Source organism: Burkholderia cenocepacia (assembly GCF_900446215.1).
Taxonomy (GTDB): domain Bacteria; phylum Pseudomonadota; class Gammaproteobacteria; order Burkholderiales; family Burkholderiaceae; genus Burkholderia; species Burkholderia cenocepacia.
This window is the reverse complement of sequence record NZ_UAQZ01000016.1, coordinates 50,844-75,792: the sequence shown is the minus strand read 5'-3', so window position 1 is coordinate 75,792 and position 24,949 is coordinate 50,844. Positions and strand designations below refer to the sequence as shown.

The window sequence follows — 24,949 nt, the reverse complement described above, 5'->3', positions numbered from 1 at the left end:
GTGCCGCATGCCGCGTGCGAGTCGAATCCGGCTCGCGCGTCATGCGCTCGCGATCTGCGCGCGCTGTCCGGCGCGCCACTTCATCCAGGTGCCGTACACGCCCGACGCCAGCACGAGGCCGACGAACCACGCGTACGTGTAAAGCGTGTTGAAGAACGCCGGCACGTTCGGGAACGACGCCGGAAACGCGGTATGCAGGAAGCCCGGCAGGTTCGGCAGCACGCCGACCGCGAGCGCGATCAGCGCGGCCGGGTTCCAGCCGCGCGCGTAGCTGAAGCCGCCGGCCTCGTCGAACAGCGCACGCGTGTCGAGCTGCGTGCCGCGAATCAGGAAGTAGTCGACCATCAGGATGCCCGCGACCGGCCCGAGCAACGCCGAATAGCCGACGAGCCAGGTGAAGATATAGCCGTCCGTCGTCGCGAGGATCTTCCACGGCATCATCACGATCGCGATCGTCGCGGTGATCATCCCGCCCGTGCGGTACGAGATCGCCTTCGGCCACAGGCTCGAGAAGTCGTACGCGGGGCCGACGAGATTCGCGGCGAGGTTGCAGCACATCGTGTCGAGCGTGAGGATCACGAGCGCGATGCCGACGCCGATGCCCGTCATCCGGCTCGTCAGGTCGATCGGATCCCAGATCGCGTTGCCGTAGATCACGACGGTTGCCGACGTCACGACGACCGACACCACCGACAGCAGCGCCATCGGCAGCGGCAGCCCGATCGACTGCCCGATCATCTGGTCGCGCTGCGAATGCGCGAAGCGCGTGAAATCAGGAATGTTCAGCGCGAGCGTCGCCCAGAAGCCGACCATCGCGGTCAGGCCGGGCCAGAAGGTCGCCCAGAACAGCCCGGCCTTCTTGCCGCCTGCCGCAAACTGCGACGGCGCCGACAGCATCGAGCCGAACCCGCCCGCCTTCGACGTCGCCCACCACACGAGCGCCACGCACATCACGACCTTGATCGGCGCGGACCAGCTTTCGAGCCAGCGGATCGAATCGGTGCCGTGCCAGATGAAGTACAGCTGCAGCGCCCAGAACACGAGGAAGCACGCGAGCTGCCCGAACGAGATGCCGACGAGCGGCAGCGCCGCGCCGTGCAGCGCATTGCCGGTCAGGATGTTCAGCAGCGTGTAGATCGCACTGCCGCCGAGCCAGGTCTGGATGCCGTACCAGCCGCAGGCGACGATCGCGCGCAACAGCGCCGGCAGCTTCGCGCCCTGCGTGCCGAACGACGCGCGCACGAGCACCGCATACGGAATCCCGTGCTTCGCGCCCGCATGGCCGATCAGCAGCATCGGCACGAGCACGATCAGGTTCCCGAGCAGCACCGTCATCACCGCCTGCCACGGCGACATGCCTTCCTGGATCAGCCCGGCCGCGAGCATGTACGACGCGATGTTCATCACCATCCCGACCCACAGCGCCGCGAAGTGGTACCACTTCCACGTGCGCTGCGCCGGCGTCGTCGGCGCGAGATCGTCGTTGTACAGGCTGCCGCCGTGCGCCGCGGCGCTGTCGGGATCGGCGGGATTCGCTGCGTGATTCATCGAACACACTCCACGAAAACGTCAACGCCGGCATCGTGCGATGCCGGCCCGGGTGGAACGAAAGGCGGCGATGCAGGATGACCCCGCCTCGCCGGACGCCGGTCAGGCAGCCTTCTTCGCGTGCTTATCCGGTGCCGCCGCGCCTGCACTCGCCCCCGCCTCCGCGCTCGCCGGATTGTTCGGATGCGTGGTCCAGTTCGCGTAGTCGCCCGAATCGACGCGCTCCATCGTGATGCATTGCTCGACCGGACACACATGCATGCAAAGATTGCACCCGACGCACGCCGAATCGACCACTTCGAAATGCCGCACGCCGTCCTTCGTCGCCGTGATCGCCTGGTGCGAGGTGTCCTCGCACGCGATATGGCACAGCCCGCACTGGATGCAGCGGTCCTGGTCGATGCGCGCCTTGATGTCGTACTTCAGGTTCAGGTATTTCCAGTCGGTCACGTTCGGCACCGCGCGGCCGCGGATGTCGTCGAGCGTCGCGTAGCCCTTCTCGTCCATCCAGTTCGACAGCCCGTCGGCGAGATCCGACACGATCCGGAAGCCGTAATGCATCGCGGCGGTGCACACCTGCACGCTGCCGGCGCCGAGCACCATGAACTCGGCCGCATCACGCCACGACGAGATGCCGCCGATGCCCGAGATCGGCAGGTTCGGCGTTTCCGGGTCGCGGGCGATCTCCGCGACCATGTTCAGCGCGATCGGCTTGACCGCCGGCCCGCAATAGCCGCCGTGCGTGCCCTTGCCGTCGACGGTCGGCATCGGCGCCATCTGGTCGAGGTCGACCGCGACGATCGAGTTGATCGTGTTGATCAGCGACACGCCGTCCGCGCCGCCCTTGTACGCGGCGCGCGAGCCCATCCGGATATCGCTGATGTTCGGCGTGAGCTTCACGAGGCACGGCAGCTTCGTGCCTTCCTTCACCCAGCGCGTGACCATCTCGACGTATTCGGGCACCTGCCCGACCGCCGCGCCCATCCCGCGCTCGCTCATCCCGTGCGGGCAGCCGAAGTTGAGCTCGACCGCGTCGGCCCCGGTATCCTCGACGAGCGGCAGGATCCATTTCCAGTCGCGTTCGTTGCACGGCACCATCAGCGACACGATCAGCGCGCGGTCCGGCCAGTCGCGCTTCACCTGCGCGATCTCTCTCAGGTTCACGTCGAGCGGACGGTCGGTGATCAGCTCGATGTTGTTCAGCCCCGCGATGCGCTGGCCGTTCCACTGCACGGCGCCGTAACGCGAACTGACGTTGACGACGTGCGGATCGAGCCCGAGCGTCTTCCAGACGACGCCGCCCCAGCCCGCCTCGAAGGCGCGATTGACGTTGTAGGCTTTGTCGGTCGGCGGCGCGGACGCCAGCCAGAAGGGATTCGGCGAAGTGATGCCTGCGATGGTGCAGCGAAGATCGGCCATGTTCGGCTCCGTGAGAATGGGGTCGTGTTCGGTGTGCCGGCGGGACGCCGCGCGTTCAGGCCGCCTTCGCGTCGCGCGCGGCGAGCGTCGCGTCGATCGACGCGGCCGCGCGCTTGCCGTCCTGCACGGCCTGCACCGTGAGATCGATGCCGTCGGTCGCCGCGCAGTCGCCGCCGGCCCACACGTCCGGCAGCGCCGTGCGCCCGTCCGCATCGACCGCGATCCGCGTGCGGTCCGAAGTCAGCAACGTGGCCGCGATGCCGTCCGGCACGAGCGTCTGGCCGATCGCTTTCAGCACCATGTCCGTGTCGACGGTGAAGCGCTCGCCCGATGCGCCCTCGAATTCGACGCCCGTCACCTGCCCGTCCGTGCCCGCGATACGCACCGGCTTCGCGTGCGTGACGAGCGTGACGCCGCTCTTCTGCGCGAACTCGCGCTCGGCCCACGTCGCGCTCATCGCGTCCACGCCGCGCCGGTACACCATCGTCACGCGCTCGGCGCCGAGCTTGCGGCTCTGCACCGCCGCGTCGATCGCCGTATTGCCGCCGCCGATCACGACCACGCGCCGCCCGACCGGCACGTTCGCGAGCGCGTCGGCCTGCCGCACCTGCGCGATGAAATCGACCGCGTTCATCACGCCGCCCAGTTGCTCGCCGTCGATCGCGAGCGCGCGCACGCCACCGAGCCCCATCGCGAGGAATACCGCGTCGTGCTGCTCGCGCAGCGCATCAAGCGTCACGTCGCGTCCGAGCGCCGCACCGGTTTGCAGCGTGATGCCGCCCACCGACAGCAACCACTCGACCTCGCGTTGCGCGAAATCGTCGACGGTCTTGTACGCGGCGATCCCGTATTCGTTGAGGCCGCCGGCCTTCGGGCGCGCGTCGAACAGCGTGACACGATGCCCGGCGAGCGCGAGCCGGTGCGCGCACGCGAGCCCGGCCGGCCCCGCGCCGACCACCGCCACATGGCGGCCCGTCTCCGGCGCGCGCCGGAACTGCACCGCGCCGGTCTGCATCGCCCAGTCGGTCGCGTGCCGCTGCAGCGCGCCGATCGCGACCGGCTGCGCATCCTGATGGTTGCGCACGCAAGCGCCTTCACAGAGGATCTCGGTCGGGCACACACGTGCGCACATCCCGCCGAGCGGATTCGCGGACAGGATGTCGGTCGCGGCGCCTTTGAGGTTGCCGTTGCCGATCTTGCGGATGAAGCTCGGGATGTCGATCTGCGTCGGGCACGCGTGCACGCACGGTGCGTCGTAGCAGTAATGGCAGCGGCTCGCGGCGGCCGCCGCCGCGGTCGGATCGAGCAGCGGCGCGATATCGGCGAATTCGCACGAGAGTTGCGTGGACGACAGGCGATGCGCGGCGATATCGCCGGTTGGCTGGGTGGTCATACGCGTTCCTTCGGCTGGGTGGAGACAAAGCCGTCCCCGCCGGCTGCGAATGCACAGTCGGGGCGGTCATGCTTAGGGATGCAAATTTCTGACGACAGGCAGCCTCGCGGCTGCTACGGCCGATCCATCATGAAGCCGGCTCGCATGCGCGCGACAGCATCGCGTGCAGCAGCACGTTCGCGCCGGCCTCGATCCATGCGGGCGTCGCGTCCTCGATCTCGTTGTGGCTGATGCCGTCGACGCAGGGCACGAACACCATCGACGTCGGCGCGACCTGCGCGAGATAGCACGCGTCGTGGCCCGCGCCCGACACGATGTCGCGATGCGAATAGCCGAAGCGGTCGGCCGCGCCGCGCACGGCCGCCACGCACGCGGGATCGAACGCGACCGGCTTGTAGTAGAAAATCTGCTCGAGCTCGGTGTCGAGCCCGATGTCGGCCGCGATGCGCGCGACGCCGTCGCGCAGCGCCGCATCCATCTTCGCGAGCACGGCGTCGTCCGGATGACGGAAATCGACGGTGAAGAACACGCGGCCCGGAATCACGTTGCGCGAGTTCGGGTGGACCTGCATCATGCCGACCGTCGCACAGCCGAACGGCGCATGATCGAGGCCGATCCGGTTGACGAGATCGACCACGCGCGACGCACCAAGCAGCGCGTCGCGGCGACGCGGCATCGGCGTCGGCCCCGCATGCGCTTCCTGGCCGGTGAACGTGATCTCGTACCAGCGCTGCCCCTGCGCGTCGGTCACGACGCCGATCGTCTTGCATTCCGCTTCGAGGATCGGCCCCTGCTCGATATGCAGCTCGAACGCCGCGTGCAGCTTGCGCCCGCCGCACGGCACGTCGCCCGCATAACCGATGCGCGCCAGTTCCTCGCCGATCGTCTTGCCGTCGACGTCCTTGCGCGACAGCCCGTATTCGAGCGGGAACGCGCCCGCGAACACGCCCGATGCGACCATCGCGGGCGCGAAGCGCGAACCCTCTTCATTGGTCCAGATCACGACCTCGACGGGATGCTCGGTCTCGATGCCGTGATCGTTGAGACTGCGAATCACTTCGAGGCCGCCGAGCACGCCGTAGATGCCGTCGAAGCGTCCGCCGGTCGGCTGCGAATCCGCGTGCGAGCCCGTGACGACCGGCGCGGCGTCGGCCACGCGGCCCGCGCGGCGCATGAACACGTTGCCCATCGTATCGACCGTCACCGTGCAGCCGGCCGCCTTCGCCCAGCCGACGATCAGGTCGCGACCGGCCTTGTCGAGATCGGTCAGCGCGAGGCGGCACACGCCGCCTTTCGGCGTCGCGCCGATTTTCGCGACTTCCATCAGGCTGTCCCACAACCGCTTGCCGTCGACCTTGATCGACGTGTCGAAAGCTGCCCGCTTCACTGTTTCCGATACCGCGTTCATTCGTATCGCTCCTGTGGGGTCGGTGATGTCGTCAGCCCGGTCTGTGCCGGTGCGTGTGATGCCTGTTTCGAGGGCACACCGCCCGGATGCGGTGCATGTCCCCGTCGATTCGCGAAACGCGCAAATCCTGTCCGATTGGACAGGTTTTAGACGATCAAAATGACCAGCGCAACGTCTTTCTTGCGCGACGCGATGGAGCGAGAAACGTGCCACCGCAACGCAGCATCGCGGCGGAATCGCGGCATCCGGATGCGTGCGCGCGACGCGAATCAGCAGCTAGAATGAAGCCCAACGCGGCATGGCCGCCGCGCGAGGGACACGATGAGACATGACGAGGCGGCGATCGAAGCCACCGACCGGGACGAAACGCCCGCGCCTTTGCGGCGACGCAAGGCACACATTCGCGAGTCCAACGAAGCCCATCTGCTCGCGTGCGCGGAAGCCGTATTCGCGGAACGCGGGCTCGCCGGCGCCAGCACCGCGATGATCGCGGAGCGCGCGGGCCTGCCGAAGGCGAATGTGCACTACTACTTCCCGACCAAGCTTGCGCTGTACCGCCGCGTGCTCGACGACCTGTTCGAGGACTGGCATCGCGCGGCCGGCTCGTTCGAGGCCGGCGACGATCCAGTGGAGGCGATCGGCAGCTACGTGCGCGCGAAGATGGCGCTGTCGCAGCGACGCCCGCTCGGCTCGAAGGTCTGGGCCAACGAGATCATCCACGGCGCGGAACACATGCAGGACATCCTGTCACAACGCGTGAAGCCGTGGTTCGACGCGCGCATCAACGTGATCGACGGCTGGATCGCGCGCGGACTGCTCGCGCCGATCGACCCGCATGCGCTGATGTACCTGATCTGGGCGACCACGCAGCACTATGCGGATTTCGATGCGCAGATTCGCGCGCTGAGCGGCAAGCGCGCGTTCACGAAGAAGGCGTTCGACGACAGGACCGAACAGGTCGTGCAACTCGTGATTCGCGCATGCGGCGCGGTATCGCCGAACGCGAAGTCGTAGCGCGACACGGCGATCCGGCAAATAAAAACGGGCGGCGCGCACCACACGGAAGGTCCCGTGCGATACGCGCCGCCCGCGATGCCACGGACGGACGAACGATGCGTCGCGTTACGCGAGGCGCTCGATCGCGACGGCCGTCGCTTCGCCGCCGCCGATGCACAGCGATGCGACGCCGCGCTTCAAACCATACGTTTCGAGCGCGGCCAGCAGCGTCACCATCACGCGCGCACCCGATGCGCCGATCGGATGCCCGAGCGCGCATGCGCCGCCGTGCACGTTGACCTTCTCGTGCGGCAGGTCGAGGTCGCGCATCGCGGCCATCGGCACCACCGCGAACGCTTCGTTGATCTCGAACAGGTCGACGTCGCGCAGGTTCCAGCCGGTTTTCTCCGACAGCTTGCGCAGCGCGCCGATCGGCGCGGTCGCGAACAGGCCGGGCTGGTCCGCATGAGTCGAATGCCCGACGATCACGGCCTTCGGCGTGAGGCCGAGGCGCTCGGCTTCCGAGCGACGCATCATCACGAGCGCGGCCGCGCCGTCCGAAATCGACGAGGCGTTCGCGGCCGTCACCGTGCCGCCGTCGCGGAACGCCGGCTTCAGCGTCGGGATCTTGTCGAGTTTCGCCTTGCCCGGCTGCTCGTCGATCGACACGACGCTTTCCGTCTTGCCGGCCTTCACGGTCACCGGCGCGATTTCCGACACGAAACGCCCTTCCGCGATCGCGCGCTGCGCCCGCGTCAGCGACGCAATCGCGAACGCATCCTGCGCTTCGCGCGTGAACTGGTAGGCCTGCGCGCAATCCTCGGCGAAGGTACCCATCAGGCGGCCCTTTTCATACGCGTCCTCGAGCCCGTCGAGGAACATGTGGTCGAGCACCTGCCCATGACCCATGCGCATGCCCGCGCGCGCCTTCGGCAGCAGGTACGGCGCATTCGTCATGCTCTCCATCCCGCCCGCCACGGCCACGCCCGCCGAACCCGCCAGCAGCAGGTCGTGCGCGAACATCGCGGCCTTCATCCCGGAGCCGCACATCTTGTTGACCGTGGTCGCACCCGCGGCGAGCGGCAGCCCGGCCTTCAGCGCGGCCTGGCGCGCCGGCGCCTGGCCCTGGCCGGCCGGCAGCACGCAGCCGAACACGATCTCGTCGATGCGCTCGGCGGACACGTTCGCGCGCTCGAGCGCGGCGCGAATCGCCACCGCGCCAAGGTCGCTCGCGCTGGCCGCCGCCAGGTCGCCCTGAAAACCGCCCATCGGCGTGCGCGCCGCGCCCACGATTACGATCGGATCCTGAGTCGTCATGATTCGTTTCCTCCAGTGTCAGCGCGGTGCCATGCGCAACGCGCCATCGAGACGGATGACTTCGCCGTTCAACATCGTGTTCTCGGCGATGTGGCGCACCAGCGCCGCAAATTCTTCCGGGCGGCCGAGCCGCGGCGGGAACGGCACGCTCTTGCCGAGCGCGTCCTGCACGTCCTGCGGCATGCCGGCCATCATCGGCGTCGCGAAGATGCCGGGCGCGACCGTCACGACGCGAATGCCGAAGCGCGCGAGCTCGCGTGCGATCGGCAGCGTCATGCCCACCACGCCGCTCTTCGACGCCGCATACGCGGCCTGTCCGATCTGCCCGTCGAACGCCGCGACCGATGCGGTATTGACGATCACGCCGCGCTCGCCTTCCGCGTCGGCGTCCTGCTTCGACATCGCTTCTGCGGCCAGCCGGATCATGTTGAACGTGCCGACCAGATTGATCGACACCGCGCGCGCGAAGCGGTCGAGCGAATGCGGGCCGTCGCGGCCGACGACCTTCTCGCCCGGCGCGACGCCCGCGCAGTTGACGAGCACGTCGACACGGCCGAACGCGTCGCGCGCGGCCGCGACGGCTGCCTGACCATCGGCTTCGCTCGTCACGTCGGTCTTCACGAAGCGCGCGGCCGCGCCGAGTTCGTTCGCGAGGCTCGTGCCCGCCTCGTCATTGACGTCCAGCAGCACGGCTTTGCCGCCCTGCGCGACGACCATGCGCGCCACCGCGGCGCCGAGGCCGGAACCGGCACCGGTAATCAGAAAAACGCGATCCTTGATATTCATTCGCAGTCCGTATTCAGGGTTGAGCGGCCTTCTCGGCTTCCATCTTGCGCAACACGAAGCGCTGGATCTTGCCGCTCGGGGTTTTCGGCAGCGCGTCGACGAAGTCGATCGCGCGCGGATAAGCGTGAGCGGACAGCCGCCGCTTCACGTGCAGACTCAATTCCTCGGCCAGTTCCGGCGTGCCGTCGAACCCTTTCGACAGGACGACGAACGCCTTCACGATCTCCGTGCGCTCCGGATCGGGCACACCGATCACGGCAGCCTCGCTGACGGCCGGATGCTCGATCAGCGCACTTTCCACGTCGAACGGGCCGATCCGGTAGCCGGACGACGTGATCACGTCGTCCGCGCGGCCGATGAAGCTCACGGTGCCATCCGGCTCCAGCTCGACGTTGTCGCCGGTCCGGTAGTAGCCGCCCGCGATCGCCGGCGTGTCCTGCTGCCAGTAGCCGCGGAACCACAGCAGCGGCGAGCGCGCGATGTCGATCGCGAGGTTGCCGGGCTCGCCGGGGCCAAGCTCGCGGCCGGCTTCGTCGAGCACCGCGACACGGTAGCCCGGCATCGCGAGGCCAGCCGAACCGGCATGGATGACGTGCGTGAGGCCGTGATGATTGTTGACGACCATCCCGAGTTCGGTCTGGCCGTAGTGGTCATGGATCGGCGCGCCGAGCGCCGCGTGGAACCAGCGCACGACTTCGGGATTCAGCGGCTCGCCGGCACTGCTGACCACGCGCAGCTGGCCTTTCAGCCGTGCGGCCGCTTCGTTGCCGGCCGCCATCAGCATCCGGTACGCGGTCGGTGAACCGGCGAGGCTCGTGATGCCGAGTCGCTCGATCACGTCATAGGTGCTCTCGACCGTGAAGCTGCCCTCGTACAGCGTCGTCGCATGACCGAGGAGCAGCGGGCCGGTGATCGCGTAATAGAGCCCGTACGCCCAGCCCGGATCGGCGATGTTCCAGAACCGGTCGCTCGCGCGCAGGTCGACCGCTTCGCGCATGTACGCGCCGAACGCGAGCAGCGCGTACAGCGGCACCGGCACGCCCTTCGGCAGACCCGTCGTGCCCGACGTCGACATCATCATGAACAGGTCCGACCCCTTGCGCAGCACCGGCTCGAACGTATCGGACTGCGCAGCGAGCGCCGCGCGGAAATCGATGTCGTGAGCCGGCAGCGTCTCGCCTGCTTCGCGCACCGTCGCGACCGCCGGACAGTCGGCAATTTCGTCGAGCTTCGCGCGATTCGCGACGTTGGTCACGACCAGCCGCGCGCCGCTCATGCGCAGCCGGTGCTCGATCGCCTTCGGGCCGAACGCGGTAAACAGCGGCTGGTACACGGCGCCCGCGCGCCACGTGCCGAGGATCGTCGCGACGAGTTCCGGCGTGCGCGGCAGCATGCCGGCCACCACGTCGCCCGGTTTCACGCCCTGCGCGACGAGCAGGTGCGCGACCCGGGCCGACAACGCCTGCATCTGCGCGAAGGTGAAGCGATGGTGCTGGCCGCCGGCGTCGATCCAGTCGAGCGCGATCGCGTCCGCCTTCGCGTGCCGGTCGCAGCATTCGACACACGCGTTCAGGCCGCGCTCCAGGTCGCCGTCCAGTTGCGCGGCGGCGGTCTCGATACTGAACCGGGCCACGGCGTCGGCGTAGGCCGGCACCGCCCGGGCGGTAGCTCCTTCAGGCATGCGTGTCTCCTGTGCGTTATGGCCGCCGGCGAGCCAGGGGCGCGACGGGGATACATTGATAGTAGACAGCCCCTACATTGCAATCAATGACAAACGGAATCTAGAATCGTGATCGCTTTTGCCATGTCGGAGGACGCAGGAAAATGGGGCCGCAGATGATTTCGCCGGATTTCGTCGACGATGCGCTTGCGTGCCTGCGCCGGCGCGGCCTGCCGACCGTGCCCGTGCTGCGTGCCGCGGGGCTGCCGGCCGCCGTGCACGAGCCCGTCACGCCGCAGCAGTACGGCCGGCTGTGGCTCGCGATCGCCGGTGCGCTCGACGACGAGTTCTTCGGACTCGCCGCGCGCCCGATGCGGCGCGGCAGCTTCACGCTGCTGTGCCACGCGGTGCTGCGTGCCGGCACGCTCGACAAGGCGCTGCGGCGCGCGCTGAAGTTTCTGCGCGTGGTGCTCGACGAGCCGCACGGCGAGCTCGTGGTGGCCGACGGGCAGGCGCAGATCGTGCTAGCGCAATCGGGCGCGCCGTACCCGGCGTTCGCGTACCGGACGTTCTGGCTGATCCTGCTCGGCGTCGCGTGCTGGCTGATCGGCCGGCGCATCCCGCTGCAGCGCATCGATTTCGCGTGCCCGAGCGCCGGCCAGCGCAGCGACTATCACCAGTTCTTCGGCGTCCCCGTGCATTTCGACCGGCCCGACAGCCGGCTCGCGTTCAACGCCGCGTACCTCGCGCTGCCGACGATCCGTTCGGAGCAGGCGCTGAAGACCTTCCTGCGCGGCGCGCCCGGCAACCTGCTCGTGCGCTACCGGCACGACACCGGCTGGGTCGCGAAGACGCGCGCGCATCTCAAGGCGCGGCCGGCCGCCGAATGGCCCGACTTCGACACGCTGGCCGTGCGCCTCGACACGACGCCCGCGACGCTGCGGCGGCGTTTGCGCAGCGAAGGGCAAAGCTTCGCGGCGATCAAGGACGAGTTGCGCGGCGCGCTCGCGCAGTCGCTGCTGCGCGGGCACGCGCTCAGCGTCGCGGAGATCGCGGCCGAGCTCGGCTTCACCGAGCCGAGCGCGTTTCATCGCGCGTTCCGGAAATGGACGGGGACGAGCCCCGGTGCCTTCCGGCGCGACGTGCATGCGGCTCAGGCGGAGTCTTGAATGGCTGATGGATGTGGAGCGCCTCGTCATGTGCCGTCGATACGCTCCAGTCCGGTTTCTTCTGCGTTCCGGTGCGAATCCGCGCAGCGTTCACCGCACCGCGGAGCCGGCACGACGTTGCGCCGCGATCCGTCAGACCACATACTGGTCGGCCAGTCCGGACGAGGTTGCGTCGATGGTGAATGTCGATCAGGGCGCCGCTTCGATCTTCGGCGCGATCGGAACGGCCGTGTCGTTGCTGGCGGCGATTCCTTACGCGCTCGCGATCTATCGGCGCACCGTGCGCCCGCATCTGTTCACGTGGCTCGTGTGGTCGGTCGTCACGGCGATCGCGGCTGCCGGCCAGTTCGTCGCGGGCGCGGGGCCGTCCGCGTGGTGCACGGCGGCGATCGCCGTCACGTGCTTTCTGACGCTGATCGCCAGCCTGTTTCGCGGCGAACGCGGCTGGACGGGCCTCGACTGGCTGTTTCTGTGCGCGGCCCTGTCGGCCATTCCGCTGTGGAAGCTGACCGACGATCCGACGGTGTCGATCTGTCTGGTTACGCTGATCGAGCTTGCCGGCCTCGGCCCGACCGTGCGCAAGACGATCCGCGATCCGTGGAGCGAGAGCCTCGCGTATTTCGCGCTATGCGTGCTCAAGTACGCACTGGCGCTGCTGGCACTGAGCACGTGGAGTGTCGCGGTCGCGTTCTATCCGGCCGTCAATCTCATCGCGTCGATCGGCATCTGCATGGTGATGCTGGTCCGGCGTCAGTCGTTGTCGAACGCGCGGTAGGCTGCGTTTGTCACCGCCATGCTGCTCCCCTTCCGAAAATGATGCGAGGCCTGACATGGATGCAATCCGTACCGTCATCGAACCCTATGAGACCGCGCTCCGCACAGCGATGCTGAGCAACGACGTCGAAGCGCTCGACGCGCTGCTGGACGACGATCTGGTATTCACCGCCCCGACCGGCCAGGTCATCTCGAAGGAGGACGACCTCACCGCGCATCGGGCGAAGCTTCTGCGTCTCGACACACTCGACGTCCTCGAGAGGCGCGCATGCGCGATCGACGAGATGATCCTGACCACGACGCGAGCGACTCTCGCCGGACATTTCGATGGCGCGGCATTCGCCGGCACGTTTGCCTATACGCGTGTCTGGCGTCGATCGGGCGCCCACTGGCGTGTCGTCGCCGGACATGCGTCGCAGGTCATGTAACTGCGACGGGCGTGTGGGGATGCATAGTGTCGAGCAAAGCCGCTGCGAGCAGCCGGCCGTCGACCGGACGGTGAGATGCCGCGATCCCGACGATGCACTGATGAAGGCGCGACACGGTGTCGGCAATGACGAGAGACGAAATGCACAAGCTATTTACCGTGCGTTCCGCGCGTGCCGCGGACGCAGACGAACTCACGCGACTGGCGCGCCTGTCGAAAGCGCACTGGGGCTATCCGAAGGAATGGCTGGACGTGTGGCAAAACGATCTCACGATCTCGCCGGAGACGATCGAAGGGGCGATCGGTTATGTCGCGGAATCAGGCGAGTCGATCATCGGGTTCTGGATCCGAGCATCGTTGAATTCGGATCGACCAACGCCCGGATGGCTGTTCGTTCACCCCGATCACATGGGTCAGGGCGTCGCCCGTGCGCTGTGGGAATCAGTTCGGACCGAGGCCGCTGCGAGAGGAATCAAGCGCTTTGTGATCGAAGCAGATCCCAATGCCGCGCCGTTCTATCTGACACTGGGGGCTGAAAAGATCGGCGAAAAGGAATCGAGCGCTATCCCGGGCAGATTTTTTCCGATCTTGCGGATCATGGTCTGATGGGTGAGGAGATCGCAGCAAGATGGCTCACTGCGTACGGTTGACGAGATTGGGCTACCGACTGCGGCAAGCATGTTTTTTTGGCACGCCAATGCAAAAACCCCCGCCTTTCGGGCGGGGGTTTCTGGCTTAGGGAGCCTGACGATTACCTACTTTCACACGGGAATCCGCACTATCATCGGCGTAGAGTCGTTTCACGGTCCTGTTCGGGATGGGAAGGGGTGGGACCGACTCGCTATGGTCATCAGGCAAAGGGGGTTGTTCTGCTGGCGTGGCCAACAGAACCAATCTTGGAAGAAGCAGTAATTTTGAGTTGTGTGTATCACACACGAGAATTCAACATGTCGCTTTGGATCGCGACCGGTGCTTTCGCACGGCGCCGATCTACAAGGCAGACTCGTTATAGGATCAAGCCTTACGGGCAATTAGTATCAGTTAGCTGAACGCATTACTGCGCTTACACACCTGACCTATCAACGTCCTGGTCTCGAACGACCCTTCAAGGGGATCTAGTCCCCAGGGATATCTCATCTTAAGGCGAGTTTCCCGCTTAGATGCTTTCAGCGGTTATCTCTTCCGAACATAGCTACCCGGCGATGCCACTGGCGTGACAACCGGTACACCAGAGGTTCGTCCACTCCGGTCCTCTCGTACTAGGAGCAGCCCCCTTCAAATATCCAACGCCCACGGCAGATAGGGACCAAACTGTCTCACGACGTTTTAAACCCAGCTCACGTACCTCTTTAAATGGCGAACAGCCATACCCTTGGGACCGGCTACAGCCCCAGGATGAGATGAGCCGACATCGAGGTGCCAAACACCGCCGTCGATATGAACTCTTGGGCGGTATCAGCCTGTTATCCCCAGAGTACCTTTTATCCGTTGAGCGATGGCCCTTCCATACAGAACCACCGGATCACTATGACCTGCTTTCGCACCTGCTCGACTTGTCGGTCTCGCAGTTAAGCACGCTTATGCCATTGCACTATCAGCACGATTTCCGACCGTACCTAGCGTACCTTCGTACTCCTCCGTTACGCTTTGGGAGGAGACCGCCCCAGTCAAACTGCCTACCATGCACTGTCCCCGACCCGGATCACGGGCCAAGGTTAGAACCTCAAACAAACCAGGGTGGTATTTCAAGGACGGCTCCACCGAAACTAGCGTTCCGGTTTCATAGCCTCCCACCTATCCTACACAGATCGGTTCAAAGTCCAATGCAAAGCTACAGTAAAGGTTCATGGGGTCTTTCCGTCTAGCCGCGGGTAGATTGCATCATCACAAACACTTCAACTTCGCTGAGTCTCGGGAGGAGACAGTGTGGCCATCGTTACGCCATTCGTGCAGGTCGGAACTTACCCGACAAGGAATTTCGCTACCTTAGGACCGTTATAGTTACGGCCGCCGTTTACCGGGACTTCAATCAAGAGCTTGCACCCCATCATTTAATCTTCCGGCACCGGGCAGGCGTCACACCCTATACGTCCACTTTCGTGTTTGCAGAGTGCTGTGTTTTTATTAAACAGTCGCAGCCACCAGTTTATTGCAACCCCTTCACCCTCCTGGCGCAGGCCAGTCAAGCTACAAGGGCGTACCTTATCCCGAAGTTACGGTACCAATTTGCCGAGTTCCTTCTCCCGAGTTCTCTCAAGCGCCTTAGAATACTCATCTCGCCCACCTGTGTCGGTTTGCGGTACGGTCATCGTTAGACTGAAGCTTAGAGGCTTTTCTTGGAACCACTTCCAATTGCTTCGCTCCCTAAGGAGCTCGCGCCACACCCTTGAATCCTGCGCCCGGATTTGCCTAAGCGCCTTCTCCAATGCAGCGACCGGGACTTCCAACACCCGGACAACCTTCCGCGATCCGTCCCCCCATCGCATCTAACAATGGTGCAGGAATATTGACCTGCTTCCCATCAGCTACGCATTTCTGCCTCGCCTTAGGGGCCGACTCACCCTACGCCGATGAACGTTGCGTAGGAAACCTTGGGCTTACGGCGAGGGGGCCTTTCACCCCCTTTATCGCTACTCATGTCAGCATTCGCACTTCCGATACCTCCAGCACCCTTTACAAGGCACCTTCGCAGGCTTACGGAACGCTCTCCTACCATGCGAGCAAGCTCGCATCCGCAGCTTCGGTATATAGCTTAGCCCCGTTACATCTTCCGCGCAGGACGACTCGATCAGTGAGCTATTACGCTTTCTTTAAAGGGTGGCTGCTTCTAAGCCAACCTCCTGACTGTTTTAGCCTTCCCACTTCGTTTCCCACTTAGCTATATTTGGGGACCTTAGCTGGCGGTCTGGGTTGTTTCCCTCTTGACACCGGACGTTAGCACCCGATGTCTGTCTCCCGTGATTGCACTCTTCGGTATTCGGAGTTTGCTATGGCGGGGTAATCTGCAATAGACCCCCCAACCATGACAGTGCTCTACCCCCGAAGGTGAGACACGAGGCACTACCTAAATAGTTTTCGGAGAGAACCAGCTATTTCCAGGTTTGTTTAGCCTTTCACCCCTATCCACAGCTCATCCCCTAACTTTTCAACGTTAGTGGGTTCGGACCTCCAGTACGTGTTACCGCACCTTCATCCTGGCCATGGATAGATCACCTGGTTTCGGGTCTACGCCCAGCAACTGAACGCCCTATTCGGACTCGCTTTCGCTACGCCTGCCCTATACGGTTAAGCTTGCTACTGAACGTAAGTCGCTGACCCATTATACAAAAGGTACGCCGTCACCCCTTACGAGGCTCCGACTGTTTGTATGCATGCGGTTTCAGGATCTATTTCACTCCCCTCCCGGGGTTCTTTTCGCCTTTCCCTCACGGTACTGGTTCACTATCGGTCGATCACGAGTATTTAGCCTTGGAGGATGGTCCCCCCATCTTCAGACAGGATTTCACGTGTCCCGCCCTACTTGTCGCACACCTAGTTCTTTCATACTGTTTTCGCCTACAGGGCTATCACCTGCTATGGCCGCACTTTCCAGAGCGTTCGGCTAACAATACAAATAAAGAGTGCAAGGCTCATCCCATTTCGCTCGCCACTACTTTGGGAATCTCGGTTGATTTCTTTTCCTGCGGTTACTTAGATGTTTCAGTTCACCGCGTTCGCTTCGCATGGCCTATGTATTCAGCCATGGATACTCCAAAAGGAGTGGGTTTCCCCATTCGGACATCTACGGATCAAAGCTTGTTTGCCAGCTCCCCGTAGCTTTTCGCAGGCTACCGCGTCCTTCATCGCCTGTGATCGCCAAGGCATCCACCACATGCACTTGTTCGCTTGACCCTATAACGAGTCTGTCTCATCGACAGTCGCTACAGGTTGAGTTCTCGCGTTGTGCCGTATTCCAATTGAGTCAAACATAGAGTTCGAATCATCTTGAGATACATCGATACAATCACAACCCGGATAGTTTCCACGTCCATCTCAAGACGCTTCCGCTATCCAAATTACTTACTTCTTCCAGATTGTTAAAGAACGACAGCCGATATCTGTTGATATCCTCTGACTGGCTCAATCGCCAATGCAAAATTCTCGGTTCAGTGTCTGAACCAAGCCCTTAGCGTTGGTGATTGGTGGAGGCAGACGGGATCGAACCGACGACCCCCTGCTTGCAAAGCAGGTGCTCTCCCAGCTGAGCTATGCCCCCATGTACAGATTTGCCTCAGGTACCTACAGCCTGCCGGCATGGGCTGCTCGTAAGCGCTAAAGCGCTAACGATCACCGACACGTCAGACAATGGTGGGTCTGGTTGGATTCGAACCAACGACCCCCGCCTTATCAAGACGGTGCTCTAACCGACTGAGCTACAGACCCCTGAGTCTGTCTTTAATTTACAGCCGATAAGCGTGAGCGCTCAACTTCGCGAGATAGCTCTGGAAAGGAGGTGATCCAGCCGCACCTTCCGATACGGCTACCTTGTTACGACTTCACCCCAGTCATGAATCCTACCGTGGTGACCGTCCTCCTTGCGGTTAGACTAGCCACTTCTGGTAAAACCCACTCCCATGGTGTGACGGGCGGTGTGTACAAGACCCGGGAACGTATTCACCGCGGCATGCTGATCCGCGATTACTAGCGATTCCAGCTTCATGCACTCGAGTTGCAGAGTGCAATCCGGACTACGATCGGTTTTCTGGGATTAGCTCCCCCTCGCGGGTTGGCAACCCTCTGTTCCGACCATTGTATGACGTGTGAAGCCCTACCCATAAGGGCCATGAGGACTTGACGTCATCCCCACCTTCCTCCGGTTTGTCACCGGCAGTCTCCTTAGAGTGCTCTTGCGTAGCAACTAAGGACAAGGGTTGCGCTCGTTGCGGGACTTAACCCAACATCTCACGACACGAGCTGACGACAGCCATGCAGCACCTGTGCGCCGGTTCTCTTTCGAGCACTCCCGCCTCTCAGCAGGATTCCGACCATGTCAAGGGTAGGTAAGGTTTTTCGCGTTGCATCGAATTAATCCACATCATCCACCGCTTGTGCGGGTCCCCGTCAATTCCTTTGAGTTTTAATCTTGCGACCGTACTCCCCAGGCGGTCAACTTCACGCGTTAGCTACGTTACTAAGGAAATGAATCCCCAACAACTAGTTGACATCGTTTAGGGCGTGGACTACCAGGGTATCTAATCCTGTTTGCTCCCCACGCTTTCGTGCATGAGCGTCAGTATTGGCCCAGGGGGCTGCCTTCGCCATCGGTATTCCTCCACATCTCTACGCATTTCACTGCTACACGTGGAATTCTACCCCCCTCTGCCATACTCTAGCCTGCCAGTCACCAATGCAGTTCCCAGGTTGAGCCCGGGGATTTCACATCGGTCTTAGCAAACCGCCTGCGCACGCTTTACGCCCAGTAATTCCGATTAACGCTTGCACCCTACGTATTACCGCGGCTGCTGGCACGTAGTTAGCCGGTGCTTATTCTTCCGGTACCGTCATCCCCCGACTGTATTAGAGCCAAGGATTTCTTTCCGGACAAAAGTGCTTTACAACCCGAAGGCCTTCTTCACACACGCGGCATTGCTGGATCAGGCTTTCGCCCATTGTCCAAAATTCCCCACTGCTGCCTCCCGTAGGAGTCTGGGCCGTGTCTCAGTCCCAGTGTGGCTGGTCGTCCTCTCAGACCAGCTACTGATCGTCGCCTTGGTAGGCCTTTACCCCACCAACTAGCTAATCAGCCATCGGCCAACCCTATAGCGCGAGGCCCGAAGGTCCCCCGCTTTCATCCGTGGATCGTATGCGGTATTAATCCGGCTTTCGCCGGGCTATCCCCCACTACAGGACATGTTCCGATGTATTACTCACCCGTTCGCCACTCGCCACCAGGTGCAAGCACCCGTGCTGCCGTTCGACTTGCATGTGTAAGGCATGCCGCCAGCGTTCAATCTGAGCCAGGATCAAACTCTTCAGTTCAAACCTGTTACTGTTTTCGGTTCTTTCGAACCGGTCGCTCACTCAAAGCTGACAGGAATATGAATCACTTCATAAACCTGACTTACTTTAGTGTGAGACTCTTGATACTTTTGCTATCTGATCCGAGGATCAGCTCGCTGCCATCAAGCGCCCACACTTATCGGCTGTTAATTTTTAAAGAGCATGTCTGCGAGGGATCTTGAACCCCTCAGCAGCGCTGCGTTTTCAGCAGCAGAGAAGTGAGATTATGAACCGTGTTTCGCAGCTCGTCAACAACTTTCTGAACGACTTCGTTGCGACTGCGGGGCTCAACTTCCGTACCGCCGAGGCTCGCTACCTCCGAACCCAACGGCACTGCCTCCCTTCCTCCCGCGCCGCGTTTCCGTTGGCGCGAAAGAGGCGTGATTCTAAGCACCTGCCCCCATCCATGCAAGCGGTTTGTGAAGAAAGTTTGAAAAAGCCTCCGTGCGCTCACGCGCACGGAGGCTTTAGGCTCGACGGGCCGGGAAGCGCAACGCGCGCCGCCGTCCAAAGATATGACGAACACGTCTCTTTCCCCCTATATGAGGGGGCGCGGAACGGCCAAGGAACCCGGCGCGGTCGAGTATCATGCCGCGACCGAACCACGCACTCATATTGACGATGGACAGCACGACTCAACCCGGCGACACCGACCTTCGCGACGAATATGCGGCACTGCGCGAGCGCGCGATCCTGCTGGAACAAGAGGTCCCGCCGCTTCTGCAACGCATCTCGGACATGCTGCCGCGCATCAGCGGCGAATCCGAACTCGCGGATACGCATCGCGAGCGACTCGTGGGTGCGCGCAACGCGGCGCTGGTCTCGATCGAAAACTATCAGCAGGCGATTCCATTCCTGCAGACCGCCGACTCGATCATCGAGCAGCTGGACAAGACGCCCGAGCGCGACGAAGACATCGAGTGGCGGGAATCGCTGCTGCAACGGCTGGACGAGTTGATCGATGTCGCGGTCGTGATGATCGACGATGCGGACAGCTACTTCGCGCATGCCCAAGCATGCGACCTGTCCAGCGTGCCGACATCCATCCTCGAGGATTGAACAGGCTCGCCCGGCATCGCGCGGTGCACCGGCCTCACGTCGTGCCCGCCGACAGCCGCTAGCCGCCCGCTGCATCGCCGGGCCTGCGGCATTCTTCCCGCACGAAGCGTTCGCCCTCCGACCGCCATCCCGCGCGGAGCCGCACGTCGCCGCTACGGCGAATCGAGCACGATCGTCTCGCTCATCACCGGCACGCGGATGTACCCGCCCGCCGCATCGCCATACGCATGCGCGTTCCCGTCGATCACGTACTGCGCCGTCAACGCGCACAAGGTGGCGTCTCGCGCATCGACGGTGCGCAGCGTCGATACGTCGATTCCCAGCCGCTCCAGCAATTGCTGCCGCTGATTGCGCTTCTGCTTCGCCGACGCCACGGCCTTGCCCAGCATCGCGCAGGTAATCGCATAAGGATAGGTTTCGAAGCTCGCACGGCCGCCCGCGTAGCGCGCATCCGTCAGCAACGGATAGGCGTCCGAAAGCGCGCGGTAGACGCGCTCTCCCATGAACATCCAGTCGAAGAAGCCCGACGTGCTCGCAATGGCCTGCTCGCGCGACGGCGTCGGGAAGCACGAGATCCGTTCGCGCGCGAGCGCCTGCTCGGCCGCGCGGCGGCCGCTCCCTGTCCACCACAGGCTCGGCGCGTCGACGCCGACGGCCACGACGTCATGGGCGAGACACAGTGCGGGCAACGACTCGGGCGCGATTCGCGCTTCCCGACAGACGACCGTCGAGCCACGCAGGATCACGAGATCGCACAGCTTCCTGTCGCCGCCGACGTCGACACCCGCGACTGCAGCCGGTCGTGGTGCGGCGGATCGGGCCGATCGCATGCGTGCGTCAGTCCGCCGGCCGTGCCGCGTACGCGGTGTCGAAGATCGCCTCGAGACCGGGATGGACGCCGCGCATCGGGTCGACGACCGACTTCGCCCAGTCGAAGTACGCCTGCTTGCGTTCGAGCGGCCAGTCCGCGGGCGGATGCCGGGCGATGTCGCGCAGGTTGCAGATCTTGTCGGCCAGCTTCACCAGCTTCGCGCGCCGGCTGATGGTGGCCGCGTGCTCGACCTGCAGACGCTTGCGCTCCTCCTTCGGCAGCGACTTGTCGTCGGTGACTTCCATCACGATGTCCGCCACATCCTTGCCGAACAGCCGCAGCAACTCCTGCTCGGTCGTCTCCGTATCCTCGACCGTGTCGTGCAACACCGCCGCGACGATCACGCGCTCGTCCTCGACGCCGGCCTCGTTGGCCAGTACGTCGGCGAGCGCGATCGGATGATTGATGTACGGCGACGCTTCTTCGTCCTTGCGCCGTTGATTGCGATGCTTGTCCGCCGCGAACGCAATCGCGGCTACCAGCTTCTTCATATTCACCCCTCGTGTGGCCAGACCGCGGCCGTTGAACCGGCCGCGTGCATTTCGGAACCGCTCATACTACCTGTACGCGATGACCCTTCCCGTGCGCCGGCTTCCCGGCGTGCCCGCATCACGCGCCGACCGGCGCGCGCTGCAACTCGACCACGTTGACCCGCGCGCCGAATACGTCCCTCACGAGCGGCAGCAGGTGGTCGTGGTGCGTCAGGAACAGCACCTGGGTACGCGTCGACAGATCGCGCAGCGCATCGAGCCCCGCCTTCGCACGCGCGTCGTCGAAATTGATGAACAGGTCGTCGGCGACGAACGGCAGCGCCGTGCGGCTGCCGAGCTGCAACTCGAGCGCCGCGATCCGCAGCGCGAGGAACAGCTGATCGCGCGTCCCTTCGCTCAACCCGGCGACCTCGACCGACGTCCCCTTCGTACGCCGTGCATACAGCGCGGGCGGCGTCCGTTCGGTATCGACGGTCAGCTTCGCGAATTCGCCCAGCGTGAGCCCGGCGAAGATCTCGCCCGCGCGCCGCAGCATCGGCCCCTGCTTCTGGTCACGGTAGCGATCCGTCGCCCACTTCAGCAAGCGGCTCGCCGTGGCCGCTTCCAGATACTGTTCGGCCGCGTCGCCCATTGCCGCGAGCGCCTCCTGCCGCTTCGACTCGGCGACCGCCGCGTTCGCCTGGCCGTCGATCGCGCCGAACGCCTGATCGGCCACGACCTGCTGCTGCGACAACGCGTTCAGCCGTTTGCCGACATCGTCCAGCGACTGCTTCACCGCTTCCAGATGCGCCGGCACGTCGGCAATGTCCTGTTCCGCCACCTCGGCCTCGACGGCGGACCGGGACAGCCCGTCGCCGTCGCGCACCAGCGCCTCGTGCGCGGCATCGACCGCCTGACGAAGCTGGCGCTGGCGATCCGAACGCTCGGCCAGCGGCAGCGCCGCATCGATCGACGCGACGCCGGCCCGTTGCAGCAGCGGCTGGATGCGCGCGTCGGCGCCGGCCACCGCGGCCGCCGCGTCCGCGACCTTGCCGTCGGCCTGCCGCACGGCCTCGTCGGCACGATCGATCGCACGCGCGATTTCCCGGGCGGCCGCGAGGCGCATCGTCAGCCGCCGCGCGACGTCCGGCCAGTCGCCGCTCGCCAGCCATTCCGGCGCGAGCGCTTCGGCAAGCCGCCGCGCGCCGGCCTCGAGCGCGTTCAACTTCGCGCGGATCGCGGCGATCCGGTTGCGCGGCGCGTCGGCATCGGCCAGTTCGGCCGTCACCGTATTCGCGAGCCCGAGCGCGCCTTCCGCCGCGGCCAGCGTCGTCGCGCTCGCGGACAGTTTCGCGTCGGCCAGCGCGTCGCGCCATTGCGCTTGCCACGCGTCGTAAGCCGTTTGCGCATGATCGGCCCGCAACTGCGCGGTCGCGCAGCCGCGTTCGGCTTCCCGCGCACGATCGTCGAGGCTGTCCTTCTGCGCGGCCGCTTTCTCGGCCGACTGCACGAACGTCTCGGCGACGGCGACGAGCGCGGCCAATCCGTCCGCCTCGCCGCCCCGCGATACCGGCAGCAGCGCCGCGCGCAGCGCGGCTTCCGCGCTGGCACGGGCAGCACGCATCGCGTCGAATTCGCGACGCTGACGATCGAGCTCGGCCTGCGCGGCGAACACCGCGTCGCGCTTCGCGAGCCAGTCGCCCATCGCCGCCAGCGGCATGCCGGGCACCGCGGCCGTCGTCGCGAGCGCGGCCCAGGCGTCGCGATGTGCGGCGAGCTCGCGCTCGCGTTCGTCCAGCGCGGCTTGCCGGCGCGTCACGCCTGCACGGGCGGATTCGACCTGCTGACGCAGCGATTGCAGCGTCGCCGCGGCCTGGGTCGCGCCGAGCTGCGCATCGACGAGTTCGTCGGCGAGGCGAATCGCGGCGTCGACCGCCGGTGCGCCCGTTGCGAGATCGACGGCCCCGCTGCGGATCTCGCCCCACGCGCCGTCGCGCCGCGCACGCGCCGCCAGCACGTCGGCGGTCGTGACGACCTTGTGGTTCTCCGCGAAATGCTTCTCCTGCAGCACAAGCCGTTCGAGTTCCTCGAGCGCGCCATCCCGCGCGTCGCGCGCGGCAGCGGCCGCGCTGGCGCGTTCGCTGTCTTCCTTGAGCAACGCGCCGAGCCGCGGGGCCGACGGCACGTCGAGCGCGCGCAGCGCGTCGACCGGCATCCGCCATGGGCCGAGCGCATCGAGCGCGCCGGTCAGCGTGCGTTCGGCAGCCGCGATGTCATGCGCCAGCGCCTGCTCGCGCGGGCCGCTGTTGCGAAAACCCTGTGCATCGGCCAGCGCCGCGCGCAATGCTTGCGGCACGTCGACGGTCGACAGGCGCGCCTGTTGTTCGCGGACCTGCGCCAGCTCGCGCGTGCGTTCGTCGAGCGATTCGCGCGCGCCGGCGAGCGCCTGGCGCAACGCGCCATGCTCGCGCAGCAGGTTCGCGACGGTCTGCAGCGACAGCGCCGTCGGCAACGCGGCGCGCAGCGACGCTTCGTCCGTCGGCCAGCCGAGTTGCGCGGCCGCCGACAGCGCGGCGGACAGGTGCCGCTCGACGTCCGCGCCGAGCAGCAGCAGATCCTGCGCGTGATTCATGCATGCGCCGCGCAGCCGGTCGAGCGCCTCGATATCCGCTTCGAGCGCCAGCGTGTCGGCGTCCGCGGCGATCGCATCGCGCGCCTGCCGCTTCGCGAGCAGGTCGGCGCGCCGTTCCTCGAGCACCTTCTGCTCGGCCGCGAGATCGCCTTGCGCCTTCAGCAGATCCGCATACGCGGTCGGCGGCAACTCGACGACCGCGCCGAGTTCCGCCAGCGCCGCGTCCTTGACCGTCAGTTCCTTCAAGTACGGCGCGAGCCGCCGCACGCGTTCGAGCTTCGAGCGCAGCGCTTCGAGCCGGCGCTGTTCCGCGCGCACCTGCTCGATCTGCTGCTCGACCGCTTCGCGCGCGTCCTTGCGATCGACCCAGTCGCGCGTGCGCACCTGGACCGTCTTCAGTTCGGCGACGGCTTCGTTGAACGCCGTTTCGGCCAGCGCAAACGCGCTGCCGCTGCGACGCGGCGCCCACAATTCGAGCGCGCGCGCGTCGAGTTCCTCGCGCACCGGCCCGAGGCTGCCGACGCCGGCCGCCGATTCGAACAGCACCTGGCCGAGCTTGTCCGATGCGTCGAGAATGCTGCGGCCGCCATCGACCAGCCGCCCGTGATCGAGCCCGAACATCTGCTCGAAGAATTCGCGCGTCGCACCGTCGAGGATCGCGGCCAGATAGTCGTCGGGCAGCTTGTCGTCGGCGGGCGTGCGCAACGAACTGCGGCCACGCGCCCGGTGGAACGCGAGTTCACCGGCGCCGCTCTCCAGCACGCCGCCGATTCGCAACTCGGGTGTGCTGTGCAGGAAATCGAGCGGCGTCTGCAGCTTCATCCCGAACAGCAACTCGGACACGGCCGTGCGGATCGTCGACTTGCCCGCCTCGTTCGGCCCGACGATCACGTGAAAATCCTCGCTGGCCGACGGAAAACGCAGCGTCTCGTCGGTGAACTTGCCGTACTTGATCAGATCGAGCTGGCGGATGCGCATCGC

Annotated in this window: 16 protein-coding genes, 2 tRNA genes and 3 rRNA genes; 6 read left to right on the top strand and 15 right to left on the bottom strand. The window is 64.8% G+C overall.

Annotated elements, in window-relative coordinates:
• Positions 1 to 39: 39 nt before the first annotated feature.
• The 4 genes from DTA15_RS32410 to DTA15_RS32395 all read right to left on the bottom strand — a co-directional run bounded on the left by DTA15_RS32410 (position 40) and on the right by DTA15_RS32395 (position 5,768).
• Positions 40 to 1,548, bottom strand: coding sequence for an NCS1 family nucleobase:cation symporter-1 (locus DTA15_RS32410; RefSeq protein ID WP_006485642.1), 1,509 nt, complete (start codon positions 1,546 to 1,548; stop codon positions 40 to 42).
• Between the two features lie 102 nt (positions 1,549 to 1,650).
• Complete coding sequence (gene preA, locus DTA15_RS32405; protein ID WP_006485645.1) at positions 1,651 to 2,967, bottom strand: NAD-dependent dihydropyrimidine dehydrogenase subunit PreA; 1,317 nt, start codon at positions 2,965 to 2,967, stop codon at positions 1,651 to 1,653.
• Positions 2,968 to 3,022: 55 nt separating this feature from the next.
• Positions 3,023 to 4,360 (bottom strand): NAD(P)-dependent oxidoreductase, encoded by a 1,338-nt coding sequence (locus DTA15_RS32400; protein WP_006491469.1) that lies wholly within the window; start codon positions 4,358 to 4,360, stop codon positions 3,023 to 3,025.
• Positions 4,361 to 4,487: 127 nt separating this feature from the next.
• Positions 4,488 to 5,768 carry a Zn-dependent hydrolase gene (locus DTA15_RS32395; RefSeq protein WP_006485716.1) on the bottom strand — a complete coding sequence of 427 codons (1,281 nt, stop codon included), beginning with the start codon at positions 5,766 to 5,768 and terminating at the stop codon, positions 4,488 to 4,490.
• 321 nt (positions 5,769 to 6,089) lie between these two features.
• On the opposite strand from DTA15_RS32395, the gene DTA15_RS32390 reads away from it, so the two are divergent.
• The gene (locus DTA15_RS32390) at positions 6,090 to 6,782 is read left to right on the top strand and encodes a TetR/AcrR family transcriptional regulator (RefSeq protein ID WP_006485720.1); all 693 of its coding nucleotides are present in this window, start codon (positions 6,090 to 6,092) and stop codon (positions 6,780 to 6,782) included.
• A 108-nt stretch (positions 6,783 to 6,890) separates the two neighbouring features.
• Here DTA15_RS32390 and DTA15_RS32385 read toward each other — a convergent pair whose 3' ends face one another.
• From DTA15_RS32385 to DTA15_RS32375, 3 genes are read right to left on the bottom strand one after another with little or no spacing between them, the layout of a single operon-like run.
• Positions 6,891 to 8,081: an acetyl-CoA C-acetyltransferase gene (locus DTA15_RS32385; RefSeq protein WP_006491472.1), complete on the bottom strand. Its 1,191-nt coding sequence runs from the start codon at positions 8,079 to 8,081 to the stop codon at positions 6,891 to 6,893.
• Between the two features lie 18 nt (positions 8,082 to 8,099).
• A complete protein-coding gene (locus DTA15_RS32380) occupies positions 8,100 to 8,867 on the bottom strand; it encodes a 3-hydroxyacyl-CoA dehydrogenase (RefSeq protein ID WP_006483642.1) in 768 nt (255 codons plus the stop codon).
• Between the two features lie 13 nt (positions 8,868 to 8,880).
• Positions 8,881 to 10,548 (bottom strand): acyl-CoA synthetase, encoded by a 1,668-nt coding sequence (locus DTA15_RS32375; protein ID WP_006483645.1) that lies wholly within the window; start codon positions 10,546 to 10,548, stop codon positions 8,881 to 8,883.
• Between the two features lie 143 nt (positions 10,549 to 10,691).
• On the opposite strand from DTA15_RS32375, the gene DTA15_RS32365 reads away from it, so the two are divergent.
• The 4 genes from DTA15_RS32365 (at position 10,692) to DTA15_RS32350 (ending at position 13,503) form a co-directional block, all read left to right on the top strand.
• A complete protein-coding gene (locus tag DTA15_RS32365; protein ID WP_006483644.1) occupies positions 10,692 to 11,696 on the top strand; it encodes an AraC family transcriptional regulator in 1,005 nt (334 codons plus the stop codon).
• A 175-nt stretch (positions 11,697 to 11,871) separates the two neighbouring features.
• Complete coding sequence (locus DTA15_RS32360; RefSeq protein WP_006491465.1) at positions 11,872 to 12,471, top strand: hypothetical protein; 600 nt, start codon at positions 11,872 to 11,874, stop codon at positions 12,469 to 12,471.
• Positions 12,472 to 12,526: 55 nt separating this feature from the next.
• Positions 12,527 to 12,898 carry a nuclear transport factor 2 family protein gene (locus DTA15_RS32355; protein WP_006483646.1) on the top strand — a complete coding sequence of 124 codons (372 nt, stop codon included), beginning with the start codon at positions 12,527 to 12,529 and terminating at the stop codon, positions 12,896 to 12,898.
• Between the two features lie 140 nt (positions 12,899 to 13,038).
• Positions 13,039 to 13,503, top strand: coding sequence for a GNAT family N-acetyltransferase (locus DTA15_RS32350; RefSeq protein ID WP_006483647.1), 465 nt, complete (start codon positions 13,039 to 13,041; stop codon positions 13,501 to 13,503).
• A gap of 136 nt (positions 13,504 to 13,639) precedes the next feature.
• Here DTA15_RS32350 and rrf read toward each other — a convergent pair.
• The 5 genes from rrf to DTA15_RS32320 all read right to left on the bottom strand — a co-directional run bounded on the left by rrf (position 13,640) and on the right by DTA15_RS32320 (position 18,915).
• A 5S ribosomal RNA gene (gene rrf, locus DTA15_RS32345) occupies positions 13,640 to 13,752 on the bottom strand.
• A gap of 155 nt (positions 13,753 to 13,907) precedes the next feature.
• Positions 13,908 to 16,788 (bottom strand): 23S ribosomal RNA (locus DTA15_RS32340).
• Positions 16,789 to 17,076: 288 nt separating this feature from the next.
• Positions 17,077 to 17,152: transfer RNA gene (locus DTA15_RS32330), tRNA-Ala, on the bottom strand.
• A gap of 90 nt (positions 17,153 to 17,242) precedes the next feature.
• A tRNA-Ile gene (locus DTA15_RS32325) sits at positions 17,243 to 17,319 on the bottom strand.
• A 63-nt stretch (positions 17,320 to 17,382) separates the two neighbouring features.
• A 16S ribosomal RNA gene (locus DTA15_RS32320) occupies positions 17,383 to 18,915 on the bottom strand.
• Together the 16S, 23S and 5S rRNA genes with 2 tRNA genes alongside form the textbook arrangement of a ribosomal RNA operon.
• Positions 18,916 to 19,557: 642 nt before the next feature.
• On the opposite strand from DTA15_RS32320, the gene DTA15_RS32310 reads away from it, so the two are divergent.
• On the top strand, positions 19,558 to 19,995 hold the full coding sequence (locus DTA15_RS32310; RefSeq protein ID WP_006493901.1) for a hypothetical protein: 438 nt from the start codon (positions 19,558 to 19,560) through the stop codon (positions 19,993 to 19,995).
• A gap of 152 nt (positions 19,996 to 20,147) precedes the next feature.
• Here DTA15_RS32310 and DTA15_RS32305 read toward each other — a convergent pair whose 3' ends face one another.
• The 3 genes from DTA15_RS32305 to DTA15_RS32295 all read right to left on the bottom strand — a co-directional run bounded on the left by DTA15_RS32305 (position 20,148) and on the right by DTA15_RS32295 (position 24,946).
• On the bottom strand, positions 20,148 to 20,825 hold the full coding sequence (locus DTA15_RS32305) for a DUF429 domain-containing protein (protein ID WP_006489840.1): 678 nt from the start codon (positions 20,823 to 20,825) through the stop codon (positions 20,148 to 20,150).
• A gap of 7 nt (positions 20,826 to 20,832) precedes the next feature.
• Entirely contained in the window at positions 20,833 to 21,357 is a 525-nt protein-coding gene (locus tag DTA15_RS32300; protein WP_006489846.1) for an HD domain-containing protein, read from the bottom strand.
• A 118-nt stretch (positions 21,358 to 21,475) separates the two neighbouring features.
• Positions 21,476 to 24,946: an ATP-binding protein gene (locus DTA15_RS32295; protein ID WP_012493819.1), complete on the bottom strand. Its 3,471-nt coding sequence runs from the start codon at positions 24,944 to 24,946 to the stop codon at positions 21,476 to 21,478.
• Positions 24,947 to 24,949: the final 3 nt, after the last annotated feature.

Coding starts and splice junctions, on each gene's coding strand:
- DTA15_RS32295 (WP_012493819.1), bottom strand. CDS start 24,946: ATGCGCATCCGCCAGCTCGATCTGATCAAGTACGGCAAGTTCACCGAC.
- preA (WP_006485645.1), bottom strand. CDS start 2,967: ATGGCCGATCTTCGCTGCACCATCGCAGGCATCACTTCGCCGAATCCC.
- DTA15_RS32410 (WP_006485642.1), bottom strand. CDS start 1,548: ATGAATCACGCAGCGAATCCCGCCGATCCCGACAGCGCCGCGGCGCAC.
- DTA15_RS32310 (WP_006493901.1), top strand. CDS start 19,558: ATGGACAGCACGACTCAACCCGGCGACACCGACCTTCGCGACGAATAT.
- DTA15_RS32375 (WP_006483645.1), bottom strand. CDS start 10,548: ATGCCTGAAGGAGCTACCGCCCGGGCGGTGCCGGCCTACGCCGACGCC.
- DTA15_RS32360 (WP_006491465.1), top strand. CDS start 11,872: ATGGTGAATGTCGATCAGGGCGCCGCTTCGATCTTCGGCGCGATCGGA.
- DTA15_RS32300 (WP_006489846.1), bottom strand. CDS start 21,357: ATGAAGAAGCTGGTAGCCGCGATTGCGTTCGCGGCGGACAAGCATCGC.
- DTA15_RS32365 (WP_006483644.1), top strand. CDS start 10,692: ATGGGGCCGCAGATGATTTCGCCGGATTTCGTCGACGATGCGCTTGCG.
- DTA15_RS32305 (WP_006489840.1), bottom strand. CDS start 20,825: ATGCGATCGGCCCGATCCGCCGCACCACGACCGGCTGCAGTCGCGGGT.
- DTA15_RS32385 (WP_006491472.1), bottom strand. CDS start 8,081: ATGACGACTCAGGATCCGATCGTAATCGTGGGCGCGGCGCGCACGCCG.
- DTA15_RS32390 (WP_006485720.1), top strand. CDS start 6,090: ATGAGACATGACGAGGCGGCGATCGAAGCCACCGACCGGGACGAAACG.
- DTA15_RS32350 (WP_006483647.1), top strand. CDS start 13,039: ATGCACAAGCTATTTACCGTGCGTTCCGCGCGTGCCGCGGACGCAGAC.
- DTA15_RS32395 (WP_006485716.1), bottom strand. CDS start 5,768: ATGAACGCGGTATCGGAAACAGTGAAGCGGGCAGCTTTCGACACGTCG.
- DTA15_RS32355 (WP_006483646.1), top strand. CDS start 12,527: ATGGATGCAATCCGTACCGTCATCGAACCCTATGAGACCGCGCTCCGC.
- DTA15_RS32400 (WP_006491469.1), bottom strand. CDS start 4,360: ATGACCACCCAGCCAACCGGCGATATCGCCGCGCATCGCCTGTCGTCC.
- DTA15_RS32380 (WP_006483642.1), bottom strand. CDS start 8,867: ATGAATATCAAGGATCGCGTTTTTCTGATTACCGGTGCCGGTTCCGGC.